The sequence below is a fragment of the Micromonospora sp. NPDC047557 genome (assembly GCF_043205095.1).
Taxonomy (GTDB): Bacteria; Actinomycetota; Actinomycetes; order Mycobacteriales; family Micromonosporaceae; genus Micromonospora.
Window position 1 is genome coordinate 38,690 of record NZ_JBIDDK010000021.1, and the last position, 23,772, is coordinate 62,461.

Annotated in this window: 25 protein-coding genes and 2 pseudogenes; 15 read left to right on the forward strand and 12 right to left on the reverse strand. The window is 73.1% G+C overall.

All coding sequences use genetic code 11. The annotated features are described in order from the left end of the window. Nucleotides 1–4 precede the first annotated feature (4 nt). The 7 genes and pseudogenes from ACGGAQ_RS30910 to ACGGAQ_RS30940 all read right to left on the reverse strand — a co-directional run bounded on the left by ACGGAQ_RS30910 (nucleotide 5) and on the right by ACGGAQ_RS30940 (nucleotide 5,154). Nucleotides 5–493, reverse strand: coding sequence for a hypothetical protein (locus ACGGAQ_RS30910; protein WP_393055273.1), 489 nt, complete (start codon nucleotides 491–493; stop codon nucleotides 5–7). A gap of 209 nt (nucleotides 494–702) precedes the next feature. Further along, nucleotides 703–1,298: pseudogene (mug, locus tag ACGGAQ_RS30915) on the reverse strand (G/U mismatch-specific DNA glycosylase). A gap of 140 nt (nucleotides 1,299–1,438) precedes the next feature. Beyond that, nucleotides 1,439–2,200, reverse strand: a complete 762-nt coding sequence (locus ACGGAQ_RS30920; protein WP_354861737.1) for an SDR family oxidoreductase — start codon at nucleotides 2,198–2,200, stop codon at nucleotides 1,439–1,441. Next, nucleotides 2,185–2,709, reverse strand: a complete 525-nt coding sequence (locus ACGGAQ_RS30925) for a hypothetical protein (RefSeq protein ID WP_393055275.1) — start codon at nucleotides 2,707–2,709, stop codon at nucleotides 2,185–2,187. The genes ACGGAQ_RS30920 and ACGGAQ_RS30925 overlap by 16 nt, the downstream gene beginning before the upstream one ends. Next, nucleotides 2,706–3,524 carry a DUF692 domain-containing protein gene (locus tag ACGGAQ_RS30930; RefSeq protein ID WP_393055277.1) on the reverse strand — a complete coding sequence of 273 codons (819 nt, stop codon included), beginning with the start codon at nucleotides 3,522–3,524 and terminating at the stop codon, nucleotides 2,706–2,708. Before ACGGAQ_RS30930 ends, ACGGAQ_RS30925 begins: the two co-directional genes overlap by 4 nt. After that, nucleotides 3,521–4,447: a TIGR04222 domain-containing membrane protein gene (locus ACGGAQ_RS30935; RefSeq protein WP_393055279.1), complete on the reverse strand. Its 927-nt coding sequence runs from the start codon at nucleotides 4,445–4,447 to the stop codon at nucleotides 3,521–3,523. The genes ACGGAQ_RS30930 and ACGGAQ_RS30935 overlap by 4 nt, the downstream gene beginning before the upstream one ends. Nucleotides 4,448–4,581: 134 nt before the next feature. Further along, complete coding sequence (locus ACGGAQ_RS30940) at nucleotides 4,582–5,154, reverse strand: TetR/AcrR family transcriptional regulator (protein WP_234591495.1); 573 nt, start codon at nucleotides 5,152–5,154, stop codon at nucleotides 4,582–4,584. Between the two features lie 77 nt (nucleotides 5,155–5,231). Here ACGGAQ_RS30940 and ACGGAQ_RS30945 point away from each other — a divergent pair, with 77 nt between their 5' ends. From ACGGAQ_RS30945 to ACGGAQ_RS30955, 3 genes are all read left to right on the forward strand, one after another. Further along, a complete protein-coding gene (locus ACGGAQ_RS30945; RefSeq protein WP_393055281.1) occupies nucleotides 5,232–6,092 on the forward strand; it encodes a carbon-nitrogen hydrolase family protein in 861 nt (286 codons plus the stop codon). Nucleotides 6,093–6,157: 65 nt separating this feature from the next. After that, nucleotides 6,158–6,802, forward strand: coding sequence for an HAD family hydrolase (locus ACGGAQ_RS30950; protein WP_357993353.1), 645 nt, complete (start codon nucleotides 6,158–6,160; stop codon nucleotides 6,800–6,802). Nucleotides 6,803–7,011: 209 nt separating this feature from the next. Continuing rightward, nucleotides 7,012–7,944: a serine protein kinase RIO gene (locus ACGGAQ_RS30955; protein ID WP_393055283.1), complete on the forward strand. Its 933-nt coding sequence runs from the start codon at nucleotides 7,012–7,014 to the stop codon at nucleotides 7,942–7,944. A gap of 49 nt (nucleotides 7,945–7,993) precedes the next feature. Here the strand turns inward: ACGGAQ_RS30955 and ACGGAQ_RS30960 are convergent, their stop codons facing one another. Beyond that, nucleotides 7,994–8,242 (reverse strand): DUF2630 family protein, encoded by a 249-nt coding sequence (locus ACGGAQ_RS30960; RefSeq protein WP_354861771.1) that lies wholly within the window; start codon nucleotides 8,240–8,242, stop codon nucleotides 7,994–7,996. A 465-nt stretch (nucleotides 8,243–8,707) separates the two neighbouring features. Between ACGGAQ_RS30960 and ACGGAQ_RS30965 the strand changes: the two genes are divergently transcribed. The 9 genes from ACGGAQ_RS30965 (at nucleotide 8,708) to ACGGAQ_RS31005 (ending at nucleotide 18,449) form a co-directional block, all read left to right on the forward strand. Beyond that, complete coding sequence (locus tag ACGGAQ_RS30965; protein WP_393055314.1) at nucleotides 8,708–10,045, forward strand: cytochrome P450; 1,338 nt, start codon at nucleotides 8,708–8,710, stop codon at nucleotides 10,043–10,045. Further along, nucleotides 10,042–10,959 (forward strand): terpene synthase family protein, encoded by a 918-nt coding sequence (locus ACGGAQ_RS30970; RefSeq protein ID WP_393055285.1) that lies wholly within the window; start codon nucleotides 10,042–10,044, stop codon nucleotides 10,957–10,959. The genes ACGGAQ_RS30965 and ACGGAQ_RS30970 overlap by 4 nt, the downstream gene beginning before the upstream one ends. Continuing rightward, a complete protein-coding gene (locus ACGGAQ_RS30975; RefSeq protein ID WP_393055287.1) occupies nucleotides 10,952–12,556 on the forward strand; it encodes a prenyltransferase in 1,605 nt (534 codons plus the stop codon). The genes ACGGAQ_RS30970 and ACGGAQ_RS30975 overlap by 8 nt, the downstream gene beginning before the upstream one ends. Before the next feature lie 123 nt (nucleotides 12,557–12,679). Further along, nucleotides 12,680–15,268 carry a nitrate- and nitrite sensing domain-containing protein gene (locus ACGGAQ_RS30980; protein WP_393055289.1) on the forward strand — a complete coding sequence of 863 codons (2,589 nt, stop codon included), beginning with the start codon at nucleotides 12,680–12,682 and terminating at the stop codon, nucleotides 15,266–15,268. Nucleotides 15,269–15,359: 91 nt separating this feature from the next. After that, nucleotides 15,360–15,782: a roadblock/LC7 domain-containing protein gene (locus tag ACGGAQ_RS30985; protein WP_354861787.1), complete on the forward strand. Its 423-nt coding sequence runs from the start codon at nucleotides 15,360–15,362 to the stop codon at nucleotides 15,780–15,782. Between the two features lie 5 nt (nucleotides 15,783–15,787). Further along, complete coding sequence (locus tag ACGGAQ_RS30990) at nucleotides 15,788–16,174, forward strand: DUF742 domain-containing protein (RefSeq protein WP_007462630.1); 387 nt, start codon at nucleotides 15,788–15,790, stop codon at nucleotides 16,172–16,174. Beyond that, nucleotides 16,155–16,766 (forward strand): ATP/GTP-binding protein, encoded by a 612-nt coding sequence (locus tag ACGGAQ_RS30995; protein WP_393055291.1) that lies wholly within the window; start codon nucleotides 16,155–16,157, stop codon nucleotides 16,764–16,766. The genes ACGGAQ_RS30990 and ACGGAQ_RS30995 overlap by 20 nt, the downstream gene beginning before the upstream one ends. Before the next feature lie 83 nt (nucleotides 16,767–16,849). Continuing rightward, nucleotides 16,850–17,185, forward strand: coding sequence for a YciI family protein (locus ACGGAQ_RS31000; RefSeq protein WP_393055293.1), 336 nt, complete (start codon nucleotides 16,850–16,852; stop codon nucleotides 17,183–17,185). Nucleotides 17,186–17,189: 4 nt separating this feature from the next. Further along, nucleotides 17,190–18,449, forward strand: coding sequence for an RNA polymerase sigma factor (locus tag ACGGAQ_RS31005; RefSeq protein ID WP_393055295.1), 1,260 nt, complete (start codon nucleotides 17,190–17,192; stop codon nucleotides 18,447–18,449). A gap of 14 nt (nucleotides 18,450–18,463) precedes the next feature. On the opposite strand, the gene ACGGAQ_RS31010 is transcribed toward ACGGAQ_RS31005, so the two are convergent. The 3 genes and pseudogenes from ACGGAQ_RS31010 to ACGGAQ_RS31020 form a co-directional block, all read right to left on the reverse strand. After that, on the reverse strand, nucleotides 18,464–18,652 hold the full coding sequence (locus ACGGAQ_RS31010) for a DUF397 domain-containing protein (protein WP_393055297.1): 189 nt from the start codon (nucleotides 18,650–18,652) through the stop codon (nucleotides 18,464–18,466). Further along, nucleotides 18,643–18,782 (reverse strand): annotated as a pseudogene (locus ACGGAQ_RS31015) (XRE family transcriptional regulator); the annotation flags it as partial. The pseudogene ACGGAQ_RS31015 and the gene ACGGAQ_RS31010, both read right to left, overlap by 10 nt. Then, entirely contained in the window at nucleotides 18,778–19,002 is a 225-nt protein-coding gene (locus ACGGAQ_RS31020; protein ID WP_007462621.1) for a winged helix-turn-helix domain-containing protein, read from the reverse strand. The gene ACGGAQ_RS31020 and the pseudogene ACGGAQ_RS31015, both read right to left, overlap by 5 nt. Nucleotides 19,003–19,199: 197 nt before the next feature. On the opposite strand from ACGGAQ_RS31020, the gene ACGGAQ_RS31025 reads away from it, so the two are divergent. Further along, nucleotides 19,200–19,385 carry a hypothetical protein gene (locus ACGGAQ_RS31025; RefSeq protein ID WP_393055299.1) on the forward strand — a complete coding sequence of 62 codons (186 nt, stop codon included), beginning with the start codon at nucleotides 19,200–19,202 and terminating at the stop codon, nucleotides 19,383–19,385. 34 nt (nucleotides 19,386–19,419) lie between these two features. Further along, nucleotides 19,420–19,788 carry a hypothetical protein gene (locus tag ACGGAQ_RS31030; protein ID WP_393055301.1) on the forward strand — a complete coding sequence of 123 codons (369 nt, stop codon included), beginning with the start codon at nucleotides 19,420–19,422 and terminating at the stop codon, nucleotides 19,786–19,788. A 70-nt stretch (nucleotides 19,789–19,858) separates the two neighbouring features. Here the strand turns inward: ACGGAQ_RS31030 and ACGGAQ_RS31035 are convergent, their stop codons facing one another. After that, nucleotides 19,859–22,711, reverse strand: coding sequence for an aconitate hydratase (locus ACGGAQ_RS31035; protein WP_393055303.1), 2,853 nt, complete (start codon nucleotides 22,709–22,711; stop codon nucleotides 19,859–19,861). Between the two features lie 284 nt (nucleotides 22,712–22,995). Here ACGGAQ_RS31035 and ACGGAQ_RS31040 point away from each other — a divergent pair, with 284 nt between their 5' ends. Further along, a complete protein-coding gene (locus ACGGAQ_RS31040) occupies nucleotides 22,996–23,670 on the forward strand; it encodes a DedA family protein (RefSeq protein ID WP_393055305.1) in 675 nt (224 codons plus the stop codon). Nucleotides 23,671–23,772: the final 102 nt, after the last annotated feature.

Consider the following 23,772-nt stretch of genomic DNA (forward strand, 5'->3'; position numbering starts at 1 on the left):
CCCGTCAGGTGCCGATCGGGGGGTGCGGCGAGTCGATCGTGCGCACGCCCCGCGAGCGCAGCAACGCGTTGACCCGGTCGGTGATCTGCCGGTCGGGCTTGCGCAGCATCCAGATGCGACCCACGATGACCGCGCTGTTGGGGCCGGGCACGTCCCACGGCCCGCCGTTGGGGTAGACAGCCAGGGCGACCTGACCGAAGCCCGGCCGCGTCAGGCCAGCTTCGCGGATCTCCTCCCAGCGGTAGCGGCGAGTGACCCGGCCACGGCGCCGGATCCACAGTCCGGTCTCGTCGGCCAACAGGGCGTCGCCCCGCTGTCGCCAGGCCACCACCACCGTGGTGAGCAGAAGAGCGACCGGTACGAACGGGAAGGTGGGCGCCAGCCAGACGCCAGCGGCGACCAGCGCGGCGAGCACACCGAGTGGGACGAGGACCGCAGGCCACAGCCGCGAGGAGAGCAGCTCCTCCAGCCCAGGCTTGCAGTCGTCGGCCATGTGGCGATCGTTCCCAGTCCACGATGGAACGAACCTGTCGATTATGGTGCCGGGACCAGTGGAAGCGGCGGCCCAGGAGTGGGTTACTCGGCTACGAACACACCCACGCCCCCGAGCGTTGATCGACTCGGGTTCCTTGAATCCGGGGTGTCCCGGTCAGGCCGACAGCCCGACTTCCATGAAGTCGAGTTGATCAGTGGCAGTCGGCGTCAGTCCGGTCGACGGTCCGGCAGGCCGGTCGCCTCGCGCAGCTCGGCGAACGCGGCCCCCAGCGTGACCGGCGTGAAGTGCGCGTTCAGGCCACTCGGGTTGGGCAGCACCCACAGCCGCGCCCCCGCCAGCGACTCCGGCTGCGGCCCGAAGGCGGCCTTCGGCCGCTGAAAGCCGATCCGGTACGCGGTCACCCCGACCACGGCCACCCAGCGCGGCCGGTACCGGGTCACCTTGTCGGTGAGGATCGCGGCGCCGTCCAGCAGCTCCTCGGCGCTCAGCTCGTCGGCGCGGGCGCTGGCCCGGGCTGCCATGTTGCTGATGCCGAGCCCGAGGGCAACTCGCCCTGCTCGCTCGGGTGCAGCAGCCGGGGAGTGAACCCGCCCAGGTGCAGCGCCGGCCAGAACCGGTTGCCAGGCCGGGCGAAGTGCCAGCCGGTGGCGGCCGACCAGAGGCCCGGGTTGATCCCGACGAAGAGCACCGACAGCTCGGGCGCGAGCACGTCGGGGATGGTTCGGTCGGTGGCGGCGGCCAGATCCGCCCTGGTCGGACGTGGATGCCCAGCACCCGCACGACCTCCCAGCGCGGGCGGCACATCCCCGCCTCGGCCGCCCCCGCCGGGTGTCGGAGCGCCGGCTCGCCCGACGGGTGTCGACGCTCCGGTTCGGCCGCCGGGTGTCGGAGCGCCGGGCGTCGACGCGCCGGCTCGGCCGCCGGGTGTCGGAGCGCCGGGTGTCACAGGCCGCGCAGCGCGCCGCCGTCGACCGGCACGGTGAGGCCGGTCAGGTAACTGGCGGCGGGGGAGAGCACGAACGCGGCCACCCGGCCGAACTCGGCCGGGTCGCCGAGGCGTCGCAACGGGATGCTCGCCTCCGCCTCGGCGCGGGCGCGCTCCGGGTCGCCGGTGGCGGCGAACAGCTCCCGGTTGCGGTCGGTCAGGATCCGGCCGGGCAGCAGGCCCACCACCCGTACGCCACGCGGGCCGTAGTCGTCGGCGATGTCCTTGGCGACGCCGACCAGGCCGGGTCGCAGGCCGTTGGAGATGCCCAGGCCGGGCACCGGACCACGGGCCGAGGTGGAGAGCACCAGCCCGATCGCGCCCCCGTCGGGCAGCGCGGCGGCGACGGTGCGCGCCGCGCGGACGGTGCCCAAGAAGACGGTCTCGAAGGAGTGCCGCCACTGCTCGTCGGTGATCGACGCCGCATTACCGGCGGGTGGGCCACCGACCGAGATGAGCGCGCCGTCGATCCGGCCGAAGTGCTTCCGGGCCGCCGCGACGAGCCGCTCCGGGGTCTGCGGGTCGGCCAGGTCGGCGGTGACGCCGACCGCCCGGTCCGGGCCACCCAGCGCTTCGGCGGCGGCGTCGACGGCGTCGGCGTCGCGGGCCGAGAGCACCACCCGAGCGCCGTCGGCGACCAGGCACTGCGCCGTCGCGTAGCCCAGGCCGCGGGAGGCGCCGGTGAGCACGTACACCCGGTCGGTCAGTCCGAGATCCATGTCGCCGATCCTGCCGCATCCGCCTCGGGCCCGCCAACGCGGGCGGGCGGACGCGCGGCGGGGCGCACCAGGCGTACCCGACCGGCGATCTGCACCGCGACGGCGCCGCCGGCGCGGGCCACGGCCGGCAGCCGGCGCGGACGCGGCGCCCCACGCCCGTCATAGCGCAGGCCCGCCTCGCGGACGGCCAGCTCCTCGGCGCCGGCCGGGGGCAGCGCGTCGCGGTCCCGCAGCGCCCGGGCCAGGTCCCAACCGTCGCGCAGCGAACCGGCGGTGGGGCGCTCGGCGGCCCAGTCGGCGAAGGTCGCCGGCCACGCCGTGCCCAGGCCGGCGGCGAGCAGCGGCCAGTGCCGGGCCACCTCACCGGCCCGTTTGCGGCGCAGCGCCGCCCGGGTGGCGGCCAGCGGCCCGGCCGCGAACCCCGCCGGCGGCGGACCTCCGGCGACCAGCGTCGCCACCAGCTCCGCCTGCCGCGCGGCGAGCCCGGCGCGGGGATCGATGCCCGTCACGTCACGGCCGGGAAGCCGGCGGCGGCCGCCAGGGCGTCCAGTTCGGCGCGCAGCTCGACGGCCGGTGGGTAGCCGCCGTCGCGTTCCAGCAGCAGCGCCGGTGGCCGCTGCCGCGCGCAGAGCGCGCGGACCAGCTCCAGCACCTCCGGCGGCACCGGATCGGTGTGCGTGTCGTGGTAGAACCCGCCGTGCTCGGCCCCGCCGGCCACGTGCACGTAACCGATCCGGTCCAACGGCAGCCGGTCCAGCAGCGCGAGCGGGTCGCTGCCCCGGTTGCGGGCGTTGGCGTGCACGTTGGCGATGTCCAGCAGAAGCAGCGCGCCGGTGCGGTCGAGGATCTCGGTGAGGAAGTCCGCCTCGTCCAGCTCGTCGTCGGGCCAGTCGAACAGGGCGGCGATCGGCTCCAGCGCGATCGGCACGGGCAGCTCGGCCTGCGCTCGGGCCACGTTGGCGCAGACCGCGTCGACCGCCTCCCGGCTGCGCGGCAGCGGCAACAGGTGCCCGGCCTCCAGCCCGCCGGCCCGTACGAAGGCGATGTGCTCGCTGACCAGCGGGGCGTCGACCCGCTGCGCCACCGTGGCCAGGTGGGCGACGCGGGTCGGGTCGACCGGCTCGGCGCCGCCGAGGGAGAGCCGCACCCCGTGCGGTACGACTGTCACGCCGCGCTCCCGCAGCTCCGCCAGCCCTGGCGGGAGTGGCCCGGTCGCCGGCACCGACTCGGCCACCACCTCGACGAAGCGCAACCCGGGCAGCTCGACCACGAAACCGGCGATCTCGGGACGCCAGCCGATGCCGACGCCGGACGGGGCGGTCATCCGCCGCACCCACCGCCGCCGCACCCGCCCCCACCGCCGCCACCGCAGGAGCTGCCGCCGCCACACGAGCTGCCGGCGGTGCCCGATGACCCGCTGCTGGTGCCCGACGACCAGCCGCTGCTGGCGATGGCCTGGCGCTGGATCTCGGCCTGCTCGGCGAAACCCGGGTCGATCGCCCAGAGGGACGCGGTGCCGTACAGCGCCACGCCCATAGCCGCGCCCGCCGCGCCGTAGGTGGCGTACGCGGGGGCCGAGGCGGGGGCCAGGTGGGTGTGCCGCCCCCGCAGGTCGCGCAGCGCGGCGCGGCCGGCCCGGCTGGTCTGCGGCACTCGCCAGAGCAGCAGTACCGCCACCAGCACCCCGACCAGGGTGAGCAGCAGGTAGCCCACGGGCCTCCCGTTGGCCAGGCCGGCGAACAGCCGCACCACGCCGAGCACCAGCAGCGCGGCGAGGAGGCGCGCCCACCGTCGTGCGGTGGCGCGTCGCGTCGGGCTCACGAGCAGGCCACGCTCTTCGAGGCCGGTACGGAGCTGGTCGAGCGCGGTGACCACCCGTTCGTCCTGGCCCAGGTCCCGGACACGCAAGTGCTGGTGGGCCGCCCAGTGGATGGCGCTGTCCAACGGGGTGAGCCCGGTCGGCGCCGCCCCGACGGTGGTCAGCCGGCGGTCCGGCCGTACGCCGATCGCCCCGCTGCCGCGCAGCCCGCCGAGCGCGGCGTGCACGGCGAGCGCGGGCCCACCGTTGAGGTACGCGACCTGTTGCGGGCTGAGCGGGTCGGCGGCGGCGTGCCCGCCTTCGGTGGCGAGGCGGACCCGGTGCAGCACCGCGAGGGCGACCACGACGGCGGCCGCCACGAGGTAGAGCCGGAGGAAGGTCGGGCCGGGGATGCCCCAGGTGTCGCCCGACGCGGCGTGGACGATCATCGGCTGCTCCTGTCGCCGGAGGGATCGGCGGCCCCATTGTGGAGCACGACCGCCACGGTCCCCGTCCCGGTGCGCGGCTGGCGTTCAGCGGCGGCGGACGGCCTCCCCGGCCAGGGCGACGGTGCGGCCGGCGTTCAGCGGCGGCGGACGGCCTCTTCGACCAGGTCGAGCACCGGGCCCAGGTCGCCGGCCGGTCGGCCCATCGCCAGGTGCAGCACCAGGCCGTCGTAGGCCAGCTCCAGGAACTGGGCCAGCACGTCGATCGGTACGTCCTCGCGCAGCACCCCGGCGTCGCGTTGGCGGGCCAGCCGGTCGCGGGTCGCCTCGGCGATCGCGGCAGACCGTTCGGCCCAGCGCTTGGCGAACGCCGGATCCGTGCGCAGCCGGCGGGAGACCTCCAGTTGGCTGCCCAGCCAGCCGGTGGTGTCGGGGGAGACCGCCCGGGCCAGCAGATCGCGCATCACCTGCACCAGACCGTTGCGGGCCACCGTCTCGACCATGGCGGCGGCGTCGTCCTCCGCGACGGCGAGGAAGAGCGAGTCCTTGTCCCGGAAGTGGTGGAAGATGGCACCCCGGGACAGCCCGGTGGCCTCCTCGAGGCGGCGGACGGTCGCCCCCTCGTAGCCGAGCCGCGCGAAACACGCCCGCGCGGCGGCGAGGATCTCCTGCCGGCGCGCGTCGAGCTGGTCCTGGCTTACTCTGGGCACACGTCGATCGTCGCAGGTCACCCCGGGCCATGCAAACCGTACGTACGGCTTGGTGCGGTGCCGTTTACCATCCTCCGGTGACCCCGCTGCACCCCACGCCCACCGCGGCGCTGACCGTCGCCACCGTCCAGGCCGCCCCCGTACCCGGTGATGTCGCCGGCAACGCGGTGGCCGCCGCCGAGTTGGTCCGTCAGGCCGCCGGACAGGGCGCCCGGGTGGTCGTCCTCCCCGAGCTGTACCTGTGCGCGTACCACCCGCCGACCCTCGCCGCCGATCCGGTCGGCACCGACGTCGTGGCCGACCCGGCCGGGGTGGTCGCCGACGATCGGCTCGACCCGTTGCGCGCCGCGGCGCGGACGGCCGGGATCACCGTGGTGGTCGGGGCGGCGGCGCGGCACCCGGACGGCCGGCGCACCATCGCCGCCCTGGTGGTCGACCGCGCCGGCACGATCCGGGTCGGGTACGACAAGCAGCAGCTGTGGGGCGACGAGCGCGAGCTGTTCAGCCCCGGCGGTCGGGGCGCCACGCTGCTGGTCGACGACTGGCGGCTCGGGTTGGGCATCTGCTACGACGGTTGCTTCCCCGAGCACGGCCGGGCCGCCGCGCTCGACGGCGCGCACGCCTACCTGTGCCCCAGCGGCTACCTGGCCGGCTCCGAGCACCGCCGGGACCTGTACTACGCCGCGCGGGCCCTGGACAACACGATGTTCGTGGTCTTCGCCAACGCGGTCGGCGGCAGCGACCCGTGGCGGTTCAACGGCGGCGCGGCGATCTACGACCCGCAGGGACGTACGCTCGCCCGGGGCGCTGACGAGGGCACGGCGGTGCTGGTGGCGACCCTCGACCCGGCCGCGCTCACGGCCACCCGGGAAGCCCATTCGATGCTCGCCGATCTGCTGCCGAGCCAGGGCCGCCCACGGGTGTCGCTGACCGGTTGAGCCCACCGTCAGGTCGACACCCGCGGGATCTGTTGGCGGACACGTCGGTCCCGTAGGGTGCCCGAGTGCCACTGCTCCTGCTGGACCTGGACAACACCCTGCTGGATCGGGCTGGGCCGTTCCGCCGCTGGGGTGAGCGCTTCCTGGACGGTATCGGCGCGCCCCCCACCGACATCGACTGGCTGGTCTCGATCGACGCGGACGGGTTGACCGACCGCTGGGACCTGGCCGACGCGATCCGGGACCGCTACGAGCTGCGGATCCCCTCGATCGACCTGGTGGAGGAGCTGCACGACGGGGTGGTGGCGCAGACCCGCCTCGATCCCCTGACCGCCTGCGCGCTGCGGATCGCCGACGACGCGGGCTGGGTGCCGGTGGTGGTCTGCAACGGCACCGTACGCGTCGAGGACGCCAAGATCCGCCGTACCGGGCTGGACCGGTACGTCGCCGACTGGGTGATCTCCGAGGAGGCCGGGGTCAGCAAGCCCAACCCGCGGATCTTCGCGCTCGCCGCGCAGCGGGTCCGGATGCCGCTGCGCGGCGCCTGGGTGGTCGGCGACAGCCCGGAGGCGGACATCGGGGGCGCTGCGGCCGTCGGGTTGCCCAGCGTCTGGCTGCACCGGGGACGGACCTGGTCGGACGTCCGGTTCGCGCCGAGCCGCACCGTGGACGGGTTGATCGCCGCGGTCGCCACGGTGCTCGCGAGCTGACGCGGTTCGCCGCCACCGGACGCGGCGCGCACCGGCCGGGGCGGCGGCAGCGGTAATTCGATTGACCGGCCGTCGGGGCGACGGCAGCATGGGCGGCGCATCGCGCACCCGGGCGTACGCCCGGTCGAGGAGAGGGGGTCGGTCATGGCCGTCTTCGCAGGTCGCTTCCAGCTGCCTAACTCAGCCTCGACCAAAGGAACCTCACCACAGTGCGCGATCATGACCTGCCGGCGCTGGAGCGCCGCAGCCGCGGCAAGAGCCGCTTCGACGACGACGAACCGCAGTTTCTGAAGCGCGGGCGGCCCACCGAGCCGCTCGCCGACCCCGACGGCGATCCTGACCCGGCCACCGGCGAACGCTGGTCGTCGTGGGACGACGCCGTGCACGGCCCTGCGCCGCACCCGCAGTGGCTGGTCACCGAGCTGGCCGCCAAGGACACCGAACTGGGTGTGCTGAAGACCGGTAAGGAAGCGGACGTCCACCTGGTCCGCCGGGCGGTACCGGACACGGACCGCTCCTGCCTGCTGGCGGTCAAGCGATACCGGGACGCCGAGCACCGGCTGTTCCACCGCGACGCCGGCTACCTGGAGGGGCGCCGGGTGCGGCGGTCCCGGGAGAACCGGGCGATGGCCGGACGGACGGCCTTCGGCCGGCAGATGATCGCCGGGCAGTGGGCGGCGGCCGAGTTCGCCGCGCTGGCCCGGCTCTGGGAGATCGGCGCCGGGCACGACCGGATCGCCGTGCCGTACCCCGTGCAGTTGCGGGGCACCGAACTGATGTTGGAGTTCGTCGGCGACGCCGAGTCGGGGCTGGCCGCGCCCCGACTGGCCCAGCTACGGCCCGGCCCGGCCGAGCTGCGCGACCTGTGGGGCCAGCTGGTCGAGGCCCTGCGCGTGCTGGCCCGGGCCGGCTACGCCCACGGCGACCTGTCGCCGTACAACCTGCTCGTGCACTCCGGGCGGCTGGTGGTGATCGACCTGCCGCAGGTGGTCGACGTGGTGGCGAACCCGCAGGGGCCCGAGTTCCTGGCCCGCGACGTGCGGGTGGTCAGCGCCTGGTTCGTGGCCCGAGGGCTGGGCACCGAGCAGGTCGACCCCGGTGCGCTGACGGGGGAGCTGCTGCGGGAGGCGGGCATCCGCTGACCGGAGCGGGTCGGGCGGCCTGAGCGGCTGCCCGACCCGCCCGTACCCGTCACTGCAGGTAGCGCTCGACCTCGGGCTTGGGGCGTTCGCCCTGGGAGTCCGGGTCGCCGTGGGTGGTTCGGGCGGCCCGACGGCGGCGCAGCAGGTCCCAGCACTGGTCGAGGGACTCCTCCAGTGCGCGCAGCCGCTCGCTGGCCTCGCCCTCGGTGCCCGACTCGTGGGCCTGGGCGTCCGCGCGCAGCCGGTGTTCCTCGTCGACCAGCTCGGAGATCCGGTTCAGGATGGTCTTGTCGTCCATGCCACAGAGCCTGGCACAGGGTGCCCGACATCGCCCGGATTCGCAGGTACCGGTGCGTCCTGGCGCACACCCGCCGCCCGCCCTCTGGGATCGCACGGGTGCGACCCGGCGGGCGGCCCCGCTGGCCGGGCGGCCCACGGGCCCGCCGTCCCGCGGGCCCGTCGGCGGCGCCGACCCCCACGTGTACGGGTGCGACCTGCATCGGTGCCGCCTCCTGACCATCCACTCAGGACTCCAGGCCGCCATCGCCATCGATGTCCGTCGGGCGCGTCGGGGGAATCTCACCGGTCACAGGTCTGGAGGTGCCCCCGAATTGGTGAGATGCTTCCGTCGCCCAGAAGGTGAAAGTTCCACAGTCCCGACCGGCCGAAGTGGACAACCCAGGCCGGCGGAACGACGAGGAGACGTTGCATGTCCCAGGTGTCCGATGCCGGCCCCACCCCCGTCAGCACCGAACCCCGGATGATCCCGCTCCGTCGCGCCCTGCCCGCGCTGGTTCGCGACCCGCTCGGCGCGCTTGTCGACTTCGCGGACGCCGCTGGCGGTGAGGTCGTCCGGCTGAACCTCGGCTCGTTCCGCCCCTACCTCGTCAGTCACCCGGAGCACCTGCAACGCGTCCTGAGGGACAACGTTGCCAACTACACCCGCGACGGCGACGGCCTGTTGTGGCGGCCCGTCCGTCGGATCGTCGGCGACGCCATCCTGGTCGCCGAGGGCGAGATCTGGGAGTCCAGCCGCGGCGCGCTGCAACCGCTGTTCACCGCGAAGCGGGCCGAGACGCTCGTCGACCGGATGGCCGAGGCGATCAACGAGGCCGTCGACGAGTGGCTGGAACCGGCCCGCGACGGCCGCCCGATCGACGGCGGCGGCGAGCTGACCCGGATCGTGCTGCGGACCACCATGCGGGTGCTCTTCGCCGACCGCATCTCCGTGCCGGACGCGCTACGGATCAGCGCCGCGCTGGACACCGTCACCACCGCGATGCTCCCGCGCCTGCTGGTGCCCTTCGTGCCGTACGCGGTGCCGATGCCCGGCGACCGACGCTTCCGGGATGCCGTGCGGACCATCGACGAGGTGGTGCTGCCGATCATCCGGGAGGCCCGGGCGCGGCCCACCGACGGCGACGACATCATCTCCACCCTCTGTCGGCCGCGGGCCGACGGCAGCGAACCCGACGAGTACGCGATCCGCGGCGACGTGGTGGCGATGTTCTCCACCGCCACCGAGACCACCATCGCCCTGCTCTCCTGGCTGTGGCCGGTGCTGGCCTCCCGGCCCGACGTGGCCGAGCGGATGACCGACGAAATCGAGCAGGTCGTCGGCGCGGAACGGGTCGGCCGCGAACACCTGCCGCAGCTGCGCTACGGCCGCATGGTGCTCGACGAGATGCTGCGGCTCTACCCGGCCGGCTGGATGATCCCCCGGACCGCCGTCGGCGACGACGTGCTGGGCGGTGTGCGGATCAAGGCTGGTGGCACCGTGCTGGTCAGCCCGTACGTCACCCAGCGGATGTCGACGTTCTGGGACGACCCGACGCTCTTCGACCCGGAGCGCTTCGCGCCGGAGAAGCCCCGGCGGCGCTACCGCTACTCGTACTTCCCGTTCGGCGGTGGCCCGCACCAGTGCCTCGGGCAGTACCTGTTCCTGCTGGAGGCGCAGCTCATCGTCAGCACCGTGTTGAGCCGCTACCGCTTCCGACTGCGCGAGCCCGTCGGCCTGACACCCCGGCTCGGCGCCTCGCTGCAACCCAAGCAGCGGGCCGAGCTGATCGTCACTCCGGTCGAGCGGCCGGTCGTGTCGTGACCGGGGCGCCGTGGCCGGTGCAGGCCGGGCCCGACGCGGTCGCCGAGCAGGGCCGGGTGTGCGCGCTCGCCGTCCGAGGCGTCCGCGACCTGCAGGGCGTCACCGCAGCCCATCCGGAACTCTTCGACGCCGCGCCGTTCGACGCCGCGCTGCTCAGCTCGGTGGCCACTGCGATCGCGTTCACCGCGCCGTGGCACACCGCCGCCGAACTGCGGATCACCACCCGTACCCTGCTCTGGGTCTTCGCCGCCGACTGGCAGGTCGACTACCTCGCCCGGTCCGCCGACGACGTCCGGGCGATCGTGACCGACTGCCTGGCGGTCGCCGACGGCGCCGCGCCCCCGCCGGGCCGGCACCTGGCGAGGCTGCTGGCCGATCTGCGCGACGAGTTGACGACAGTCCCGGCGTTCGGCCGGCTGCGCCCGATCTGGCGTGACGAGCTGGCGCGGATGCTCGCCGCCGTGTCGCGCGAGTGGGACTGGAAGAACCTGCCGACCGACCCGACCACCGGGCGGCGCCTGCCGGACCTGGACCGCTATCTGGACAACGCCGACAACCTCGCCTGCTCCTTCGTCAACATCACGCACTGGATCGCCACCGGGGACGAGCGGACCCTCGCCCAGTTGACCGACCTGCTGGACGCCGGACGTGGCGTGCAGCGGGTGCTGCGGCTGGTCAACGACCTCGCCACGCACGGGCGGGACGCCGAGTGGGGCGACCTGAACGCCCTGCTGCTGGTCGACGACCCGGCGCGGGTGCACGCCCGGCTCGCCGAGCTGACCACCCGGTCCCGCGGCGACCTGGCCGCCCTCGCCGAACGCTGCCCCCGCCAGGCCGACTACCTGCACCGGCAGATCTCCTTCACGGGTGGCTTCTATCAGCTGTCGGACTTCTGGGGGGCGCGCGATGAGTGAAAGCTCCCCGCGCGTACTGGCCGAGCCGGCCACCGACGGCGCGCGCGAGCTGATCGCCGGCCTCGCGCTGCGGCCGTGGGGGCAGGTCGCCCCCTCGGTGTACGAGAGCGCCCGGCTCGTCGCCGACGCGCCCTGGCTGCCGGGGCACCACCAGCGGATCGGGTTCCTGCTGCGCGAGCAGCGCCCCGACGGCGCGTGGGGCCCACCCGAGGGGTACGCCCTGGTGCCCACGCTCAGCGCCACCGACGCTCTGCTCGCCGCGCTGGCCGACGGCGGGTGGTCCGGGGCGGACCTGCTCGCCCCGGTGGCGCGCGGACTGGCCGCGCTCACCGGCCGGCTGCTCGATACGCACGCGCGGACGTTGCCGGACACCCCGGCGCTGGACCTCATCGTCCCCGCGCTGGTCGAGTCGATCAACGGCCGGCTGACCCGGCTGGACCAGGCGAACGCCGACCGGCTGCCCCACCCGCCGCTGACCCTGCCACCGGGGCTCGGCCCCGACCGGTTGCGCGCGGTACGGGCCGCGGTGGCCGCCGGAGCGGCCCTGCCGACCAAGCTGGCCCACTTCTACGAGGTGCTGGACGCGACACCTGCCGACGCCGGGCCGACGCTCACCGCCGTCGGCGCCTCGCCCGCCGCGACCGCCGCCTGGCTGGCCGCCGCCGGCCCGGACGCCGGCCCCGCCGCCCACGACTTCCTGCGGCAGCTGATCCGCGACGGCGACGGGCCGGTGCCCTGCCCGACCCCGATCACCGTGTTCGAGCGGGCCTGGGTGCTCAGCGGGCTGCGTCGCGCCGGTGTCGCGGTCCACCCGCCGGCCACCGTGCTGCGCACCCTGTCCGCCGCCACCGCCGCCGAGGGCGTCGCCACCGGCGAGGGCCTGCCGACCGACGCCGACACCACCTCGGTCACGCTTGACGCGCTGGCCCGGCTCGGCCACCCCGCCGACCCGGCCAGCCTCTGGGCGTACGAGACGGCGGACGGTTTCTGCACCTGGCCGGGGAGCGAGGACGGCTTCTCGGTCACCACCAACGCGCACGTGCTCGACGCGTTCGGCCAGCACGTGGCCGCGCACCCCAGCGCGGACATGCGCTACCACCGGACGGTCGAGCGACTCAGCGTCGTGCTGCCGGCACACCAGCTCGCCGACGGCCCGTGGCAGGACCGGTGGCACGCCTCGCCGTACTACGCCACGGCCTGCTGCGTGCTGGCGCTGGCGGAGTTCGGTCGCGGCGGCGTGGCGGCCGAGGCGGTGGACCGGGCGGCCCGCTGGGTGCTGGACGGCCAACGTGCCGACGGCTCGTGGGGGCGGTGGGGCGGCACGGCCGAGGAGACCGCGTACGCCCTGCAGGTGCTGCTGGCCGCGCCGACCGGCGCGCCCCGGGTCGACGACGCCGTGGCACGAGGCCACGCCTACCTGCACCGGCCGTCGGGTCGGGCCGACCCTCCACTGTGGTACGGCAAGGAGCTGTACTGTCCTACCGCGATCGTCCGCGCGGCCGTGCTGGCTGCCTGCCGGCTGGCCTCCGTCCATCTGGCGGATGCCGACCGTTCGGTGGTGGATTGTGGTTACGAGTCAACAAAAACAACAACTTGAGGGGTTGTGTGGACACTGCTAGCGTACGCAGAGCCTCAGCCCCGTACGCCCCGCTGTGGCGGGACGTCGTCTTTCATGATCACCCGTTGATGAGCTGAGTCAACCCCGGCCTGGGACGGTTCAATGCGTTCTCGCGGTACGAGTATCCGCACCAAGGTTGTCGCCCTGCTGCTCTCCCTGGTCGCGCTCTGGATGTTCGCGGCATGGGTGACCCTGCGGGACGGTTTCAACCTGCTCGGTGTCCAGCTGCTCAACAGCAGGGTCTACACGCCCAGTGAGCCGCTGTTGCAGGAGCTCCAGTTGGAGCGGCGGCTGACCCAGGCGTACCTGAGCAACCCCGACGCCGAGCAGCGCGCGACGCTGGAGGCCGAGCAGGGCAAGGCCACGCAGTTGGCCGAGGACTTCGCCGCCTCGGTCCGCAACTGGCAGGTCGACGTGGCCGGCAGCTCGGCGCTCGACGCCCAGCTGGACGCCACCATCGCGCAGGTCGACGGCCTGAAGCAGACCCGCGCCGACGTGCTCGCCCGCAAGGTGGACCGGATCTCCGCCGCCGACGCCTACACCGGCGCCATCGAATCGATCTTCCGGATCTACGACGTCACCGGCAGCCTCGACGACAAGGAGATCGCCGCCGACGCGGCGGCCCTGATCCAGCTCAACCGGATGAAGGAGCTGATCTCCCAGGAGGACGCGCTGCTCAGCGGCCTCTTCGGCAACGGCCGGATCAGCGGCCCGGAGTACGCCCGCTACGTCAGCCTGGTCGGCGCCGAACGCTTCCTCGGCGAGGAGACCCGGGCCCGGCTCGCCGACGCCGACCAGCGCCGCTACCGGCAGCTCGTCGAGGGCGAGGCGTTCACCCGGCTGCGCGCCGTGCAGGACAGCATCATCCGTGAGGGCCGGCCGGCCACCCAGCTGCCGGTCAGCGCCGAGCAGTGGCGCGGCACCGTCGAGCCGGCACTGGCCGAGGTGAACGACGCCGTCACCGACGGCGGTGAGGGCATCGTCGGCCGGGCCACCGGCGTGGCCGTGATGGTCGTCGTCCGGCTGGTGCTCGCCACCGGCCTGGGCCTGCTCGCCGTCATCGCCTCGGTGGTCGTCTCCATCACCACGGCCCGGACCCTCCTGCGCCAGCTCGAGCGGCTGCGCCAGGCCGCCTGGCAGCTCGCCGACGAGCGGCTGCCCCGGGTGGTCGAGCGGCTCGGTCGCGGCGAGGAGGTCGACGTCGCCACCGAGGCGCCCCCGCTGGAATTCGGCACCGACGAGATCGGCCAGGTCGGCAAGGCGTTCAACGCCGTCCAGGAGACCGCCCTGAGCACCGCCGTCGAGCAGGCCGAGCTGCGCCGCAACGTCCGCGAGGTGTTCCTCAGCCTGGCCCGGCGTACGCAGGCGCTGGTGCACCGCCAGCTCACCCTGCTCGACGCGATGGAGCGGCGTGAACACGACGCGGAGGAGCTGGAGGACCTGTTCCGGGTCGACCACCTGGCCACCCGGATGCGGCGTAACGCGGAGAACCTGATCGTGCTGTCCGGCTCCACCCCGGGCCGGGCCTGGCGGCGCAACGTCCCCATGGTGGACGTGGTGCGCGGCGCGGTCGCCGAGGTGGAGGACTACACCCGGGTCAACGTGCTGCCGCTCGGGCCCGTCTCGCTCGCCGGTCGGGCGGTCGGCGACATCATCCACCTGCTCGCCGAGCTGATCGAGAACGGTCTGTCGTTCTCACCGCCGCACACCACCGTCGAGGTCCGTGGCCAGCTGGTGGCCAACGGGTTCGCCATCGAGATCGAGGACCGAGGCCTCGGCATGAGCGAGGAGGACCTGGCTGCGGCGAACCACCGCATCGTCGACCAGTCCGAGCTGAACCTCGCCAACGCCGCCCGACTCGGCCTCTACGTGGTGAGCCGGCTGACCGAGCGGCACGGCGTGCGGGTCCGGCTCAAGGAGTCCGCGTACGGCGGCACCACCGCCGTCGTACTCATCCCGTTGGACCTGGTCACCGCGAACGGGACCGATCCGGAGACCTCCGGCGCGTTGCCGGCCGGGCCGACGGCCATCGCCCTGCCCTCGGGGCCGTCCGTTGCCGGTCCCGCCGACGGCGGCCGCTCCGCCAGCCTCTCGTCGGTCGCGGTGGCCGCCGCGGCAACGGACACGAGCGGGCCGGCCGCGGCACAGCCGGTGGCCCCCCTCGCCCCGGTGCCGGCCGAGAGCAGCACCCCGACCGAGCAGCAGGTGGACGGAACCGACACCGACGTCGTACTCCCCACCCGGCAGCGGACGACCCTGGGCGCCTCGGCGGCGGAGCTGCCCACCCGGGCCCGGCGTGGACTGGGCCAGCCAGCCCTGGAGGGCCCGACGGTGCCCACCGGCCTGCCCGCGGTGGACCGGGCCGCGCCGAGCGGCGGCGGCAGCGAGCCGGGCGGCGAGGGCGGGCCGATGCCGGCGCGGGCCGAGACGGACCGGACCGGCTCGGGCCTGCCGGTCCGCGTCCGCCAGGCGAACATCGTTCCCGAGCTGCGCGACGACCCGGCGGCGGCAACCGAGTCCGACGAGGAGGACGTGGCACGGCCGCCGGAGCAGGTACGCCGGATGATGAGCTCGTATCAGACCGGTACCCGGCGCGGTCGGACCGACGCGGCGCGACTGCTCGGTGGCGCGTCCGACGCCTCGGCGAGCGGCACGCCCGAGCCAACCGACGAGGAACCACAAGCCACCTGACCGAGCGCCGGTGCTGCGGGTCCCCGCGCGGTGTGACGGTCAAGCCCAAGACGAATACGGCGCAACTGCCGGGCGAGAAGAGGACGACGAAGTGGCCCAGAAGACGGCTTCGAGTGCCGACCTGACGTGGTTGCTGGATGATCTGGTGGGCCGGGTGAAGCAGGCCGAGCATGCGGTCGCGCTCTCCACCGACGGGCTGTTGATGGCTTCCTCGCAGGGGTTGAGCCGCGACGACGGCGAGCACCTCGCGGCGATGGCGGCCGGCATCCAGAGCCTGGCCCGGGGCGCCGGCAAGCGCTTCGGCGGTGGGCAGGTGCAGCAGACCATCATCGAGATGCAGTCGTCGTTCCTGTTCGTCACAGCAGCCGGCCGCAACGCCTGCCTGGCTGTTCTCGCCAGCGAGGACGCCGACGTCGGTCTCATCGCGTACGAGATGGCGATGCTCGTCACCCGGGTCGGCAAGTACGTGGCCTCCCCGTCGCGGAGCGCCGAACAGTCGGCTGGCGAGAGGTAACGGCCATGACCGTGCAGGGGGAGTCCGCAGAGCATCAGTGGGTGGATGACCATGCGGGCCCGGTGGTGCGCCCGTACGCGGTGACACGCGGGCGTGCCCGTCCGGTCACCGGCACGTTCGACCTGATCTCCCTGGTCACCGCGACCCGAGCCGACGTGACGCCGGAGGTGGGTCTCGGTCCCGAGCACCTGGCGATCGTCGGCCTGTGCCAGCGAATACAGTCCGTCGCCGAGATCGCCGCCCACCTCGACCTGCCGGTGGGGACCATCCGGGTGCTCCTCGGCGACCTGGCGGCCCGCAACCTCGTGCAGGTACGCGAACCCCAGACCACGGCCGGTCTTCCCGACAACAGCATCTTCGAGGCGGTAATCAATGGACTACGGGCACTCTGAGCGGCCGGCGGGAGCGACGCCACTGCCCACCGCGATCAAGATCCTGGTCGCCGGTGGCTTCGGCGTGGGCAAGACCACCATGGTCGGCGCGGTGAGCGAGACCCGGCCGTTGCGCACCGAGGAGGTGCTGACCGAGACCGGCGTCGGCATCGACGACCTGTCCGGGGTGGAGGGTAAGACCACCACCACCGTGGCGATGGACTTCGGTCGGATCACCATCAGCGACGACCTGGTGCTCTACCTGTTCGGCACACCCGGGCAGGACCGGTTCTGGTTCGTCTGGGACGAGCTGGCGCTGGGCGCGATCGGCGCGGTGGTGCTTGCCGACACGCGCCGGCTGGCCGACTGCTTCCCGTCGATCGACTACTTCGAGGGCCGGGGCACCCCGTTCGTGGTGGCGGTGAACTGCTTCGAGGGCGCTCGCCAGTACCGGCTCGACGAGGTGCAGACCGCGCTGAACCTGGACCCGGGCGTGCCGGTGCTGCTCTGCGACGCCCGTCAGCGCGAGTCCAGCAAGGAGGTGCTCGTGACCCTCATGGAGCACGCCATGAAGACCCGCGAGGCCCGCCGCCGCGCTGCCAACGGAGACTGACCGAAGTTTTTCCGGGGAGGCTGTCCGGAACGCTCCTATCCGCTCGTCATGCTGGCGACAACCCGAGGGACAAGGAGCGACCGATGAAGTTCATGATGTTCGTTTGCAGCGACACCGCACCGGACACCGACCCGACCGAGCTGCCCGACATCCACAAGTGGGTGGCGGACAACGACGCCCGTGGCCGACGCCTGACCGGCAACGTGCTCGGGCCGGCCGGTGCTGCCACCACGGTCCGTGTTCGTGCCGGCGAGCTGCTGGTCTCCGAGGGGCCGTTCGCGGAGACGGCCGAGGTGATCGTCGGCTTCGACCTGCTCGACTGCGCGGATCTCGACGAGGCGATCGAGGTGGCGCGCACCCACCCGATGGCGCGGGAGGGGCGGCTGGAGCTGCGCCCGTTCGGGGCTCTGTCCAGCTGATCGGATGACCCTCACCGACAGCACGGCCGGTGTGTCCGACAGCGTCGGCGCGGCCGCGGCGGCGCGAGCCGTCGCGGCCGCCGGCGTCGACGCGTACCCCCGGATCGTCGCGACCCTGATCCGACTGACCGGGGACTGGGCGTTGGCAGAGGACTGTGCCCAGGAGGCCCTGGCCGTCGCGCTGGAGCGCTGGCCCGGCGACGGCGTGCCGGCGAACCCCGGCGGCTGGCTGATGACGGTCGCCCGAAACCGCGCGATCGACGTGCTGCGCCGGGCCGCCGTCGAGCGTCGCAAGCTGCACGAGCTGGCGGTGCTCGCGCCGGAGGACCCGCCGCCCGAGACCGGAGCAGGGGAGGACGTGGTGGACGACCGGCTGCGGCTCATCTTCACCTGCTGCCACCCGGCACTCACGCTCGACGCCCGGGTGGCGCTGACCCTGCGGACCATCTGCGGGGTGCCGACCGCCGACATCGCACGACTCCTGCTGGTCAGCGAGTCGACGATGACCCGCCGGCTGACCCGCGCCCGGACCCGCATCGCCGAGGCCGGCATCCCGTACCGGGTGCCGAGCGGGCCGGCGCTTGCCGAACGGCTGCCCGGCGTCCTCGCCGTGCTGTACCTGCTGTTCACCCGGGGCTACGTCGTCGACGGCGAGCCGGCCTTCGCTGACGAGGCGGTCCGGTTGGCTCGGCTGCTCGACCGGTTGATGCCGGAGCAGTCCGAGGTCGCGGCACTGCTGGCGCTGCTGCTGTTCCAGCACTCCCGCCGCGACGCCCGCCGCGACACCGCCGGCAACCTGCTCACCCTTGAGCGGCAGGACCGCGCGCGGTGGGACCGCGCGGCCATCGCCGAGGGCCAGGCCGCCCTTGCTCGGGTACGCGACGACGGGCCGTACGCGTGGCAGGCCCGAATCGCCGCCTGCCACGCCACCGCGCCGTCCGCCGAGGCCACCGACTGGCCGACGATCGCGCGGGCCTACGACGCGCTGGCCGACATCCGGCCCTCACCGGTGGTCGCGCTCAACCGCGCGGTCGCGCACGGCTACGCGTACGGGGCGTACGCCGGGTTGGGCCTGCTCGACGCGGCGCAGGCCGGGGGAGGGCTGGACGGCAACCCGCTCGCCGTGGCGGTGCGCGCCGATCTGGTCGCCCGGCAGGGTGATCGGCTGCGGGCCGCCGCGCTGTTCCGGGAGGCGGCGGGGATGACCGGCTCGACCGCCGAGCGCCGTGCGCTGCTCGACCGGGCAGACGACCTCGCGAGGTAGCCGTCTCCTCCGGGTCAGCCGCGCTTGGCCATCGCCACGAATCGGGTCCAGGCCGCCGGGTCGAAGGCGAGCGCCGGACCGGCCGGGTCCTTTGAGTCGCGTACGCCGATGACGTCCGCGAGGTTGTCGGCCACCTCGACGCAGTTGCCGCCGTTGTTGCCACTCCTGGTGCTCTTGCGCCACCGAGCGCCGGTCAGGTCCATGATGCTGCCGCTTCCCTGAGGAGATTGAGGGACTGCGCACAGAAAGGGCACCGTCGCGAATGCGCTCCCACCGTCGGTCGAGCGTAGCAACGTCGGCCGCTTTGTCGATGAGCTGCGCTTGCGTGCTACTCCGCGACGAAGGTTCCTGAGCCCGGTACGCCAACCACCAGTCCGCGCGACTTGAGAGCCTCCACGGCGCGCGCGACGGTCCGTCGGGCTGACCCGTACTCCTCAGCCAGCGCGTCATACGTAGGTAGGCGCGAGCCCGGCCGGAACTCCCCGGCGGCGATGCGTCGAGTTAGGTCGTCCTCGATCTCTCGGGCCGTGTACGGGATGGGCACGGACGTCATGGTCCTTCCTACCCAATCGGACCCTGCTTGCACCTATGGCACTACTTGACCTTCTGGCATTACTGGCACCACTTTGTGAAGAGTGCGGCGCGGCCTCTGGTGGACATCGAGTCGGCAGGGGTCGCTGCCGGATAGAAGGGACGTCCCGCCTTGTGACAGGAGGCGGGCGTCCCGCCCGTCGTGTGGAGGTGGTGCCGATGCTGTCCGAGGAGAAGCCGATGCAGGTGCCCGTCAACGTCGATGCGTGGCGGTGGCCGTTCCAGACCGAGCGGATCGAGTGTGGAGAATGCGGCGATGTACTGCCGGTTGAGCGGTTCACGGCGCTGTCCGAGGTGGCCGAGACCCTCACCGATCACGCGTCGCGCTGTCGCGTCTTCTTATGAAGACGCAAGCGGCCGGCAGCCCTGGCCCCGTTCGATGACAGCGGACCCGACCAGGTCACCTCAGCCGTCGTACCGTGGTCCGGGTCGCGCGCCGAACGTCGTACCCGAATCACGCTGGCGACCCCGGTGCGGCCCGCCGGTCGGGCACACCGCCGCTGGTCCTTTCTGGATATGCGACGCCTGCGGGCGGGACTGGCCCTGCCCGGCGCTGCGGGCGACCCCGACGGACGCCGCCCGCCGCGCGACCCTGATCCCCGAGTTCTCCCGGATCACCCGCCGGGCGATCCGCGACCTGCGCGGCCAGCCGGGCGGACCCGATCCGGTCGCCATCGTCCGCCGTTTCCTGTGGTTCCTGCCCCTCACCGACGGGGAGGTCCGCGCGGTCGCGCTGCGACTGCGCTGACCGTCGGCAGAGACGTGCGAAGGGCCGCTCCCCGCCAGCGCGGGAAGCGGCCCTTCTCAGATGTGGTACGTCAGTTGGCGATCATGCGGCGCAGCACGTACTGCAGGATGCCGCCGTGGCGGTAGTAGTCCGCCTCACCCGGGGTGTCGATCCGCACCACGGCCTCGAACTCCACGCCGGTGTCGGTCGTGACCGTCACCGTACGCGGGGTGTCGCCGTCGTTCAGGGCCGTCACACCGGTGATGGTGAACATCTCGGTGCCGGTCAGGCCGAGCGACTCGGCGGTGACGTCCACCGGGAACTGCAGCGGCAGCACGCCCATGCCGATGAGGTTGGAGCGGTGGATCCGCTCGTACGACTCGGCGATGACCGCTCGGACGCCCAGCAGCATGGTGCCCTTGGCCGCCCAGTCCCGCGACGAGCCCGACCCGTACTCCTTGCCGGCCAGGATCACCAGCGGGATGCCGGCCTCCTGGTAGGCCATCGAGGCGTCGTAGATCGAGGTCTGCTCGCCGGTGAGGTGGTTGACGGTGAAGCCGCCCTCCACCCCGGGGACCAGCTGGTTGCGCAGCCGGATGTTGGCGAACGTGCCCCGGATCATCACCTCGTGGTTGCCCCGGCGGGAGCCGTACGAGTTGAACTCGTGGCGCGGCACGCCGTGCTCGGCGAGGTACGTGCCGGCGGGGGAGTCGGCCTTGATCGCGCCGGCCGGCGAGATGTGGTCGGTGGTCACCGAGTCACCCAGCTTGGCCAGCACCCGCGCGCCCGAAATGTCGACGACCGGGCTCGGCTCCTGCTGCATGCCCTCGAAGTACGGGGGCTTGCGCACGTAGGTCGAGTCGCTGTCCCAGGCGAAGGTGTCGCCGGTCGGGGTGGGCAGCGACTGCCAGCGCTCGTCGCCGGCGAAGACATCGGCGTACGCGGCGCTGAACCCGGTCGCGCCGATCGCCTGGGCGATGACGTCCTGGATCTCCGCGCTGTTCGGCCAGATCTCCCGCAGGAAGACCGGGTTGCCGTCGCTGTCCTCACCGATCGGCTCGTTGGCCAGGTCGATGTCCATCGTGCCGGCCAGGGCGTACGCGACCACCAGCGGCGGGGACGCCAGGTAGTTCATCTTGACGTCCGGGTTGATCCGGCCCTCGAAGTTCCGGTTGCCCGACAGCACCGAGACGACCGACAGGTCGTGCTCGTTGACCGCCGCCGACACCTCCTCGGGCAGCGGGCCCGAGTTGCCGATGCAGGTGGTGCAGCCGTACCCGACCAGGTTGAAGCCCAGCTTGTCCAGGTAGGGGGTGAGGCCGGCCCGCTCGTAGTAGTCCATGACGACCTTGGAACCCGGGGCGAGGGTGGTCTTCACCCACGGCTTGCGGGTCAGGCCCTTCTCCACGGCGTTGCGGGCCAGGAGCGCGGCGCCGATCATCACCTGCGGGTTGGACGTGTTGGTGCAGGAGGTGATCGCCGCGATCACCACGGCGCCGTGGTCCAGCTCGTACTCGACGCCGTCGGCGCCGGTGACCCGGATCGGGTTGCTGGCCCGGCCGCCCGCGCCCACCGCCGCGGTCTCCAGGTCGCGCGGCTCGTCGGCCGGGTCGCTGAACTCGTTGGCGGGCGGGTCGCTGGCCGGGAACGACTCGGCGCTGGCCTCGTCGGCCGGCCCGTTCGCGCCGCGCGGCAGCTCCTCGCGGGGCACACCCGGCTTGAGGTCACGCTCAACGTCGGATTCCTCGGCGACGTAGTCGGTCAGCGCCGAGCGGAACAGCGTCTTGGCGGCGCCCAGCGGCACCCGGTCCTGCGGGCGCTTCGGGCCGGCGAGCGACGGCTCGATGGAGCCCAGGTCCAGCTCCAGGCGCTCCGAGTAGGCCGGCTCCGCCTCCGGGTCGTGCCAGAGGCCCTGCTCCTTGGCGTACGCCTCGACGAGCGCGACCTGCGCGGCGTCGCGGCCGGTCAGCTCCAGGTAGCGGATCGTCTCGCCGTCGATCGGGAAGATCGCGACGGTGGAGCCGTACTCCGGGGACATGTTGCCGATGGTGGCTCGGTTGGCCAGCGGCACGGCGCTCACGCCGGGGCCGTAGAACTCGACGAACTTGCCGACCACGCCGTGCTTGCGCAGCATCTCGGTGATGGTGAGCACCAGGTCGGTGGCGGTGGTGCCGGCCGGCATCTCGCCGGACAGCTTGAAGCCCACCACGCGCGGGATCAACATGCTGACCGGCTGGCCGAGCATCGCGGCCTCGGCCTCGATGCCGCCGACGCCCCAGCCCAGCACGCCCAAGCCGTTGACCATCGTGGTGTGCGAGTCGGTGCCGACCACCGTGTCCGGGTACGCCTGGCCGTTGCGCTCCATGATCGTGCGGGCCAGGTACTCGATGTTGACCTGGTGCACGATGCCGGTGCCCGGGGGGACGACCTTGAACTCGTTGAACGCGGTCTGGCCCCAGCGCAGGAACTGGTAGCGCTCCCTGTTGCGCTCGTACTCCAGCTCGACGTTGCGGGCGAACGCGTCCTCGCGGCCGAACAGGTCGGCGATCACCGAGTGGTCGATGACCAGCTCGGCGGGGGCGAGGGGGTTGACCTTGGTGGCGTCGCCACCCAGCTCACGTACGGCCTCGCGCATGGTGGCCAGGTCGACCACGCAGGGCACGCCGGTGAAGTCCTGCATGAGCACCCGCGCCGGGGTGAACTGGATCTCCACGCTCGGGTCGGCGGTCGGGTCCCACCCGCCGAGCTCGCGGATGTGGTCGGCGGTGATGTTCGCGCCGTCCTCGGTCCGCAGCAGGTTCTCCAGGAGGATCTTCAGGCTGTACGGCAGCCGATCGTGGCCGTCCACCTTGTCGATCTTGAAAATCTCGTAGCTCGCGTCTCCGACGCGTAGCTGGGTCTTCGCACCGAAGGTGTCGAGGCTCGCCACGTCGTACTCCTTCACACCAGCGACCGTGAGTAGTCCTGAGCAGTGTGTCGCACCGGCCGGGGTGCCGCCGAGGTTAGGTGACACTTACCGACGATTCCGCTCTCAAACAAAACCGTACGTCCGTCTTGCTAGTTTCGCAACTCGGCGTGCGGTTCTCCCGTCGCTTCACCCCTAGCCTCCTAGGACGGATAGGGGGTGTGCGCGTGCCCGCACTGCCCACTGCCGGGTCTTCGTCGAAGGGCCGGTCGGGCAGGCCGCCGCGGGTAGGGTTCGAGGTCCGGTCGGAGGAGGGGTCAACCGTGTTCGACGTCCAGCACTGGCTCGTGTCGCTGCCGCCGATCGCGGTCTATCTGCTCGTCGCCGGGGTGATCGGCGTGGAGAGCATGGGCGTCCCCCTGCCCGGCGAGATCGTCCTGGTCAGCTCGGCCCTGCTCGCGGCCACCGGAGTGGTGGAGCCCGAGTGGGTGGCCACGGCCGCCGCCACCGGAGCGATCGTGGGCGACTCCATCGGGTACGCGGTGGGTCGCCGGGGCGGCCGCCCGCTGCTGGCCCGGCTGGGCCGACGCTTCCCCCGCCATCTCGGCCCCGCCCAGCTCACCCGGGCCGAGCAGAGCTTCGCCAGGCACGGCGTCTGGGCGGTGTTCTTCGGCCGGTTCGTGGCGCTGCTGCGGATCCTGGCCGGCCCGCTCGCCGGGGCACTGCACGTGCCGTACCGGCGGTTCCTGCTGGCCAACGCCGCCGGTGGGCTGGTGTGGGCGTTCGGCACCACGTACCTGCTGTTCACCGTCGGCCGGGCCGCCGAGCACTGGCTCAAGGACATCTCCTGGGCCGGCCTGGTCCTCGCGGTGCTCGCCGGGCTGGCCAGCACGTGGTGGCTACGCCGACGGGCCCACCGCGTGAGTGCGGCCGAGCCGGCGCAGTCAACTGAGCCGACGGAGCCCGCGGAGCCGGCCCGCAGCGGCAGGGATCGCTGACCCCGGACATGCCGAAAGGGCCGGGCCCCGTGGTGGGGTCCGGCCCTTGTCGGTGGTGGTGCTGGGTGTGGTGGTGCTGGTGGGGTCAGCTGGTGGCGTAGC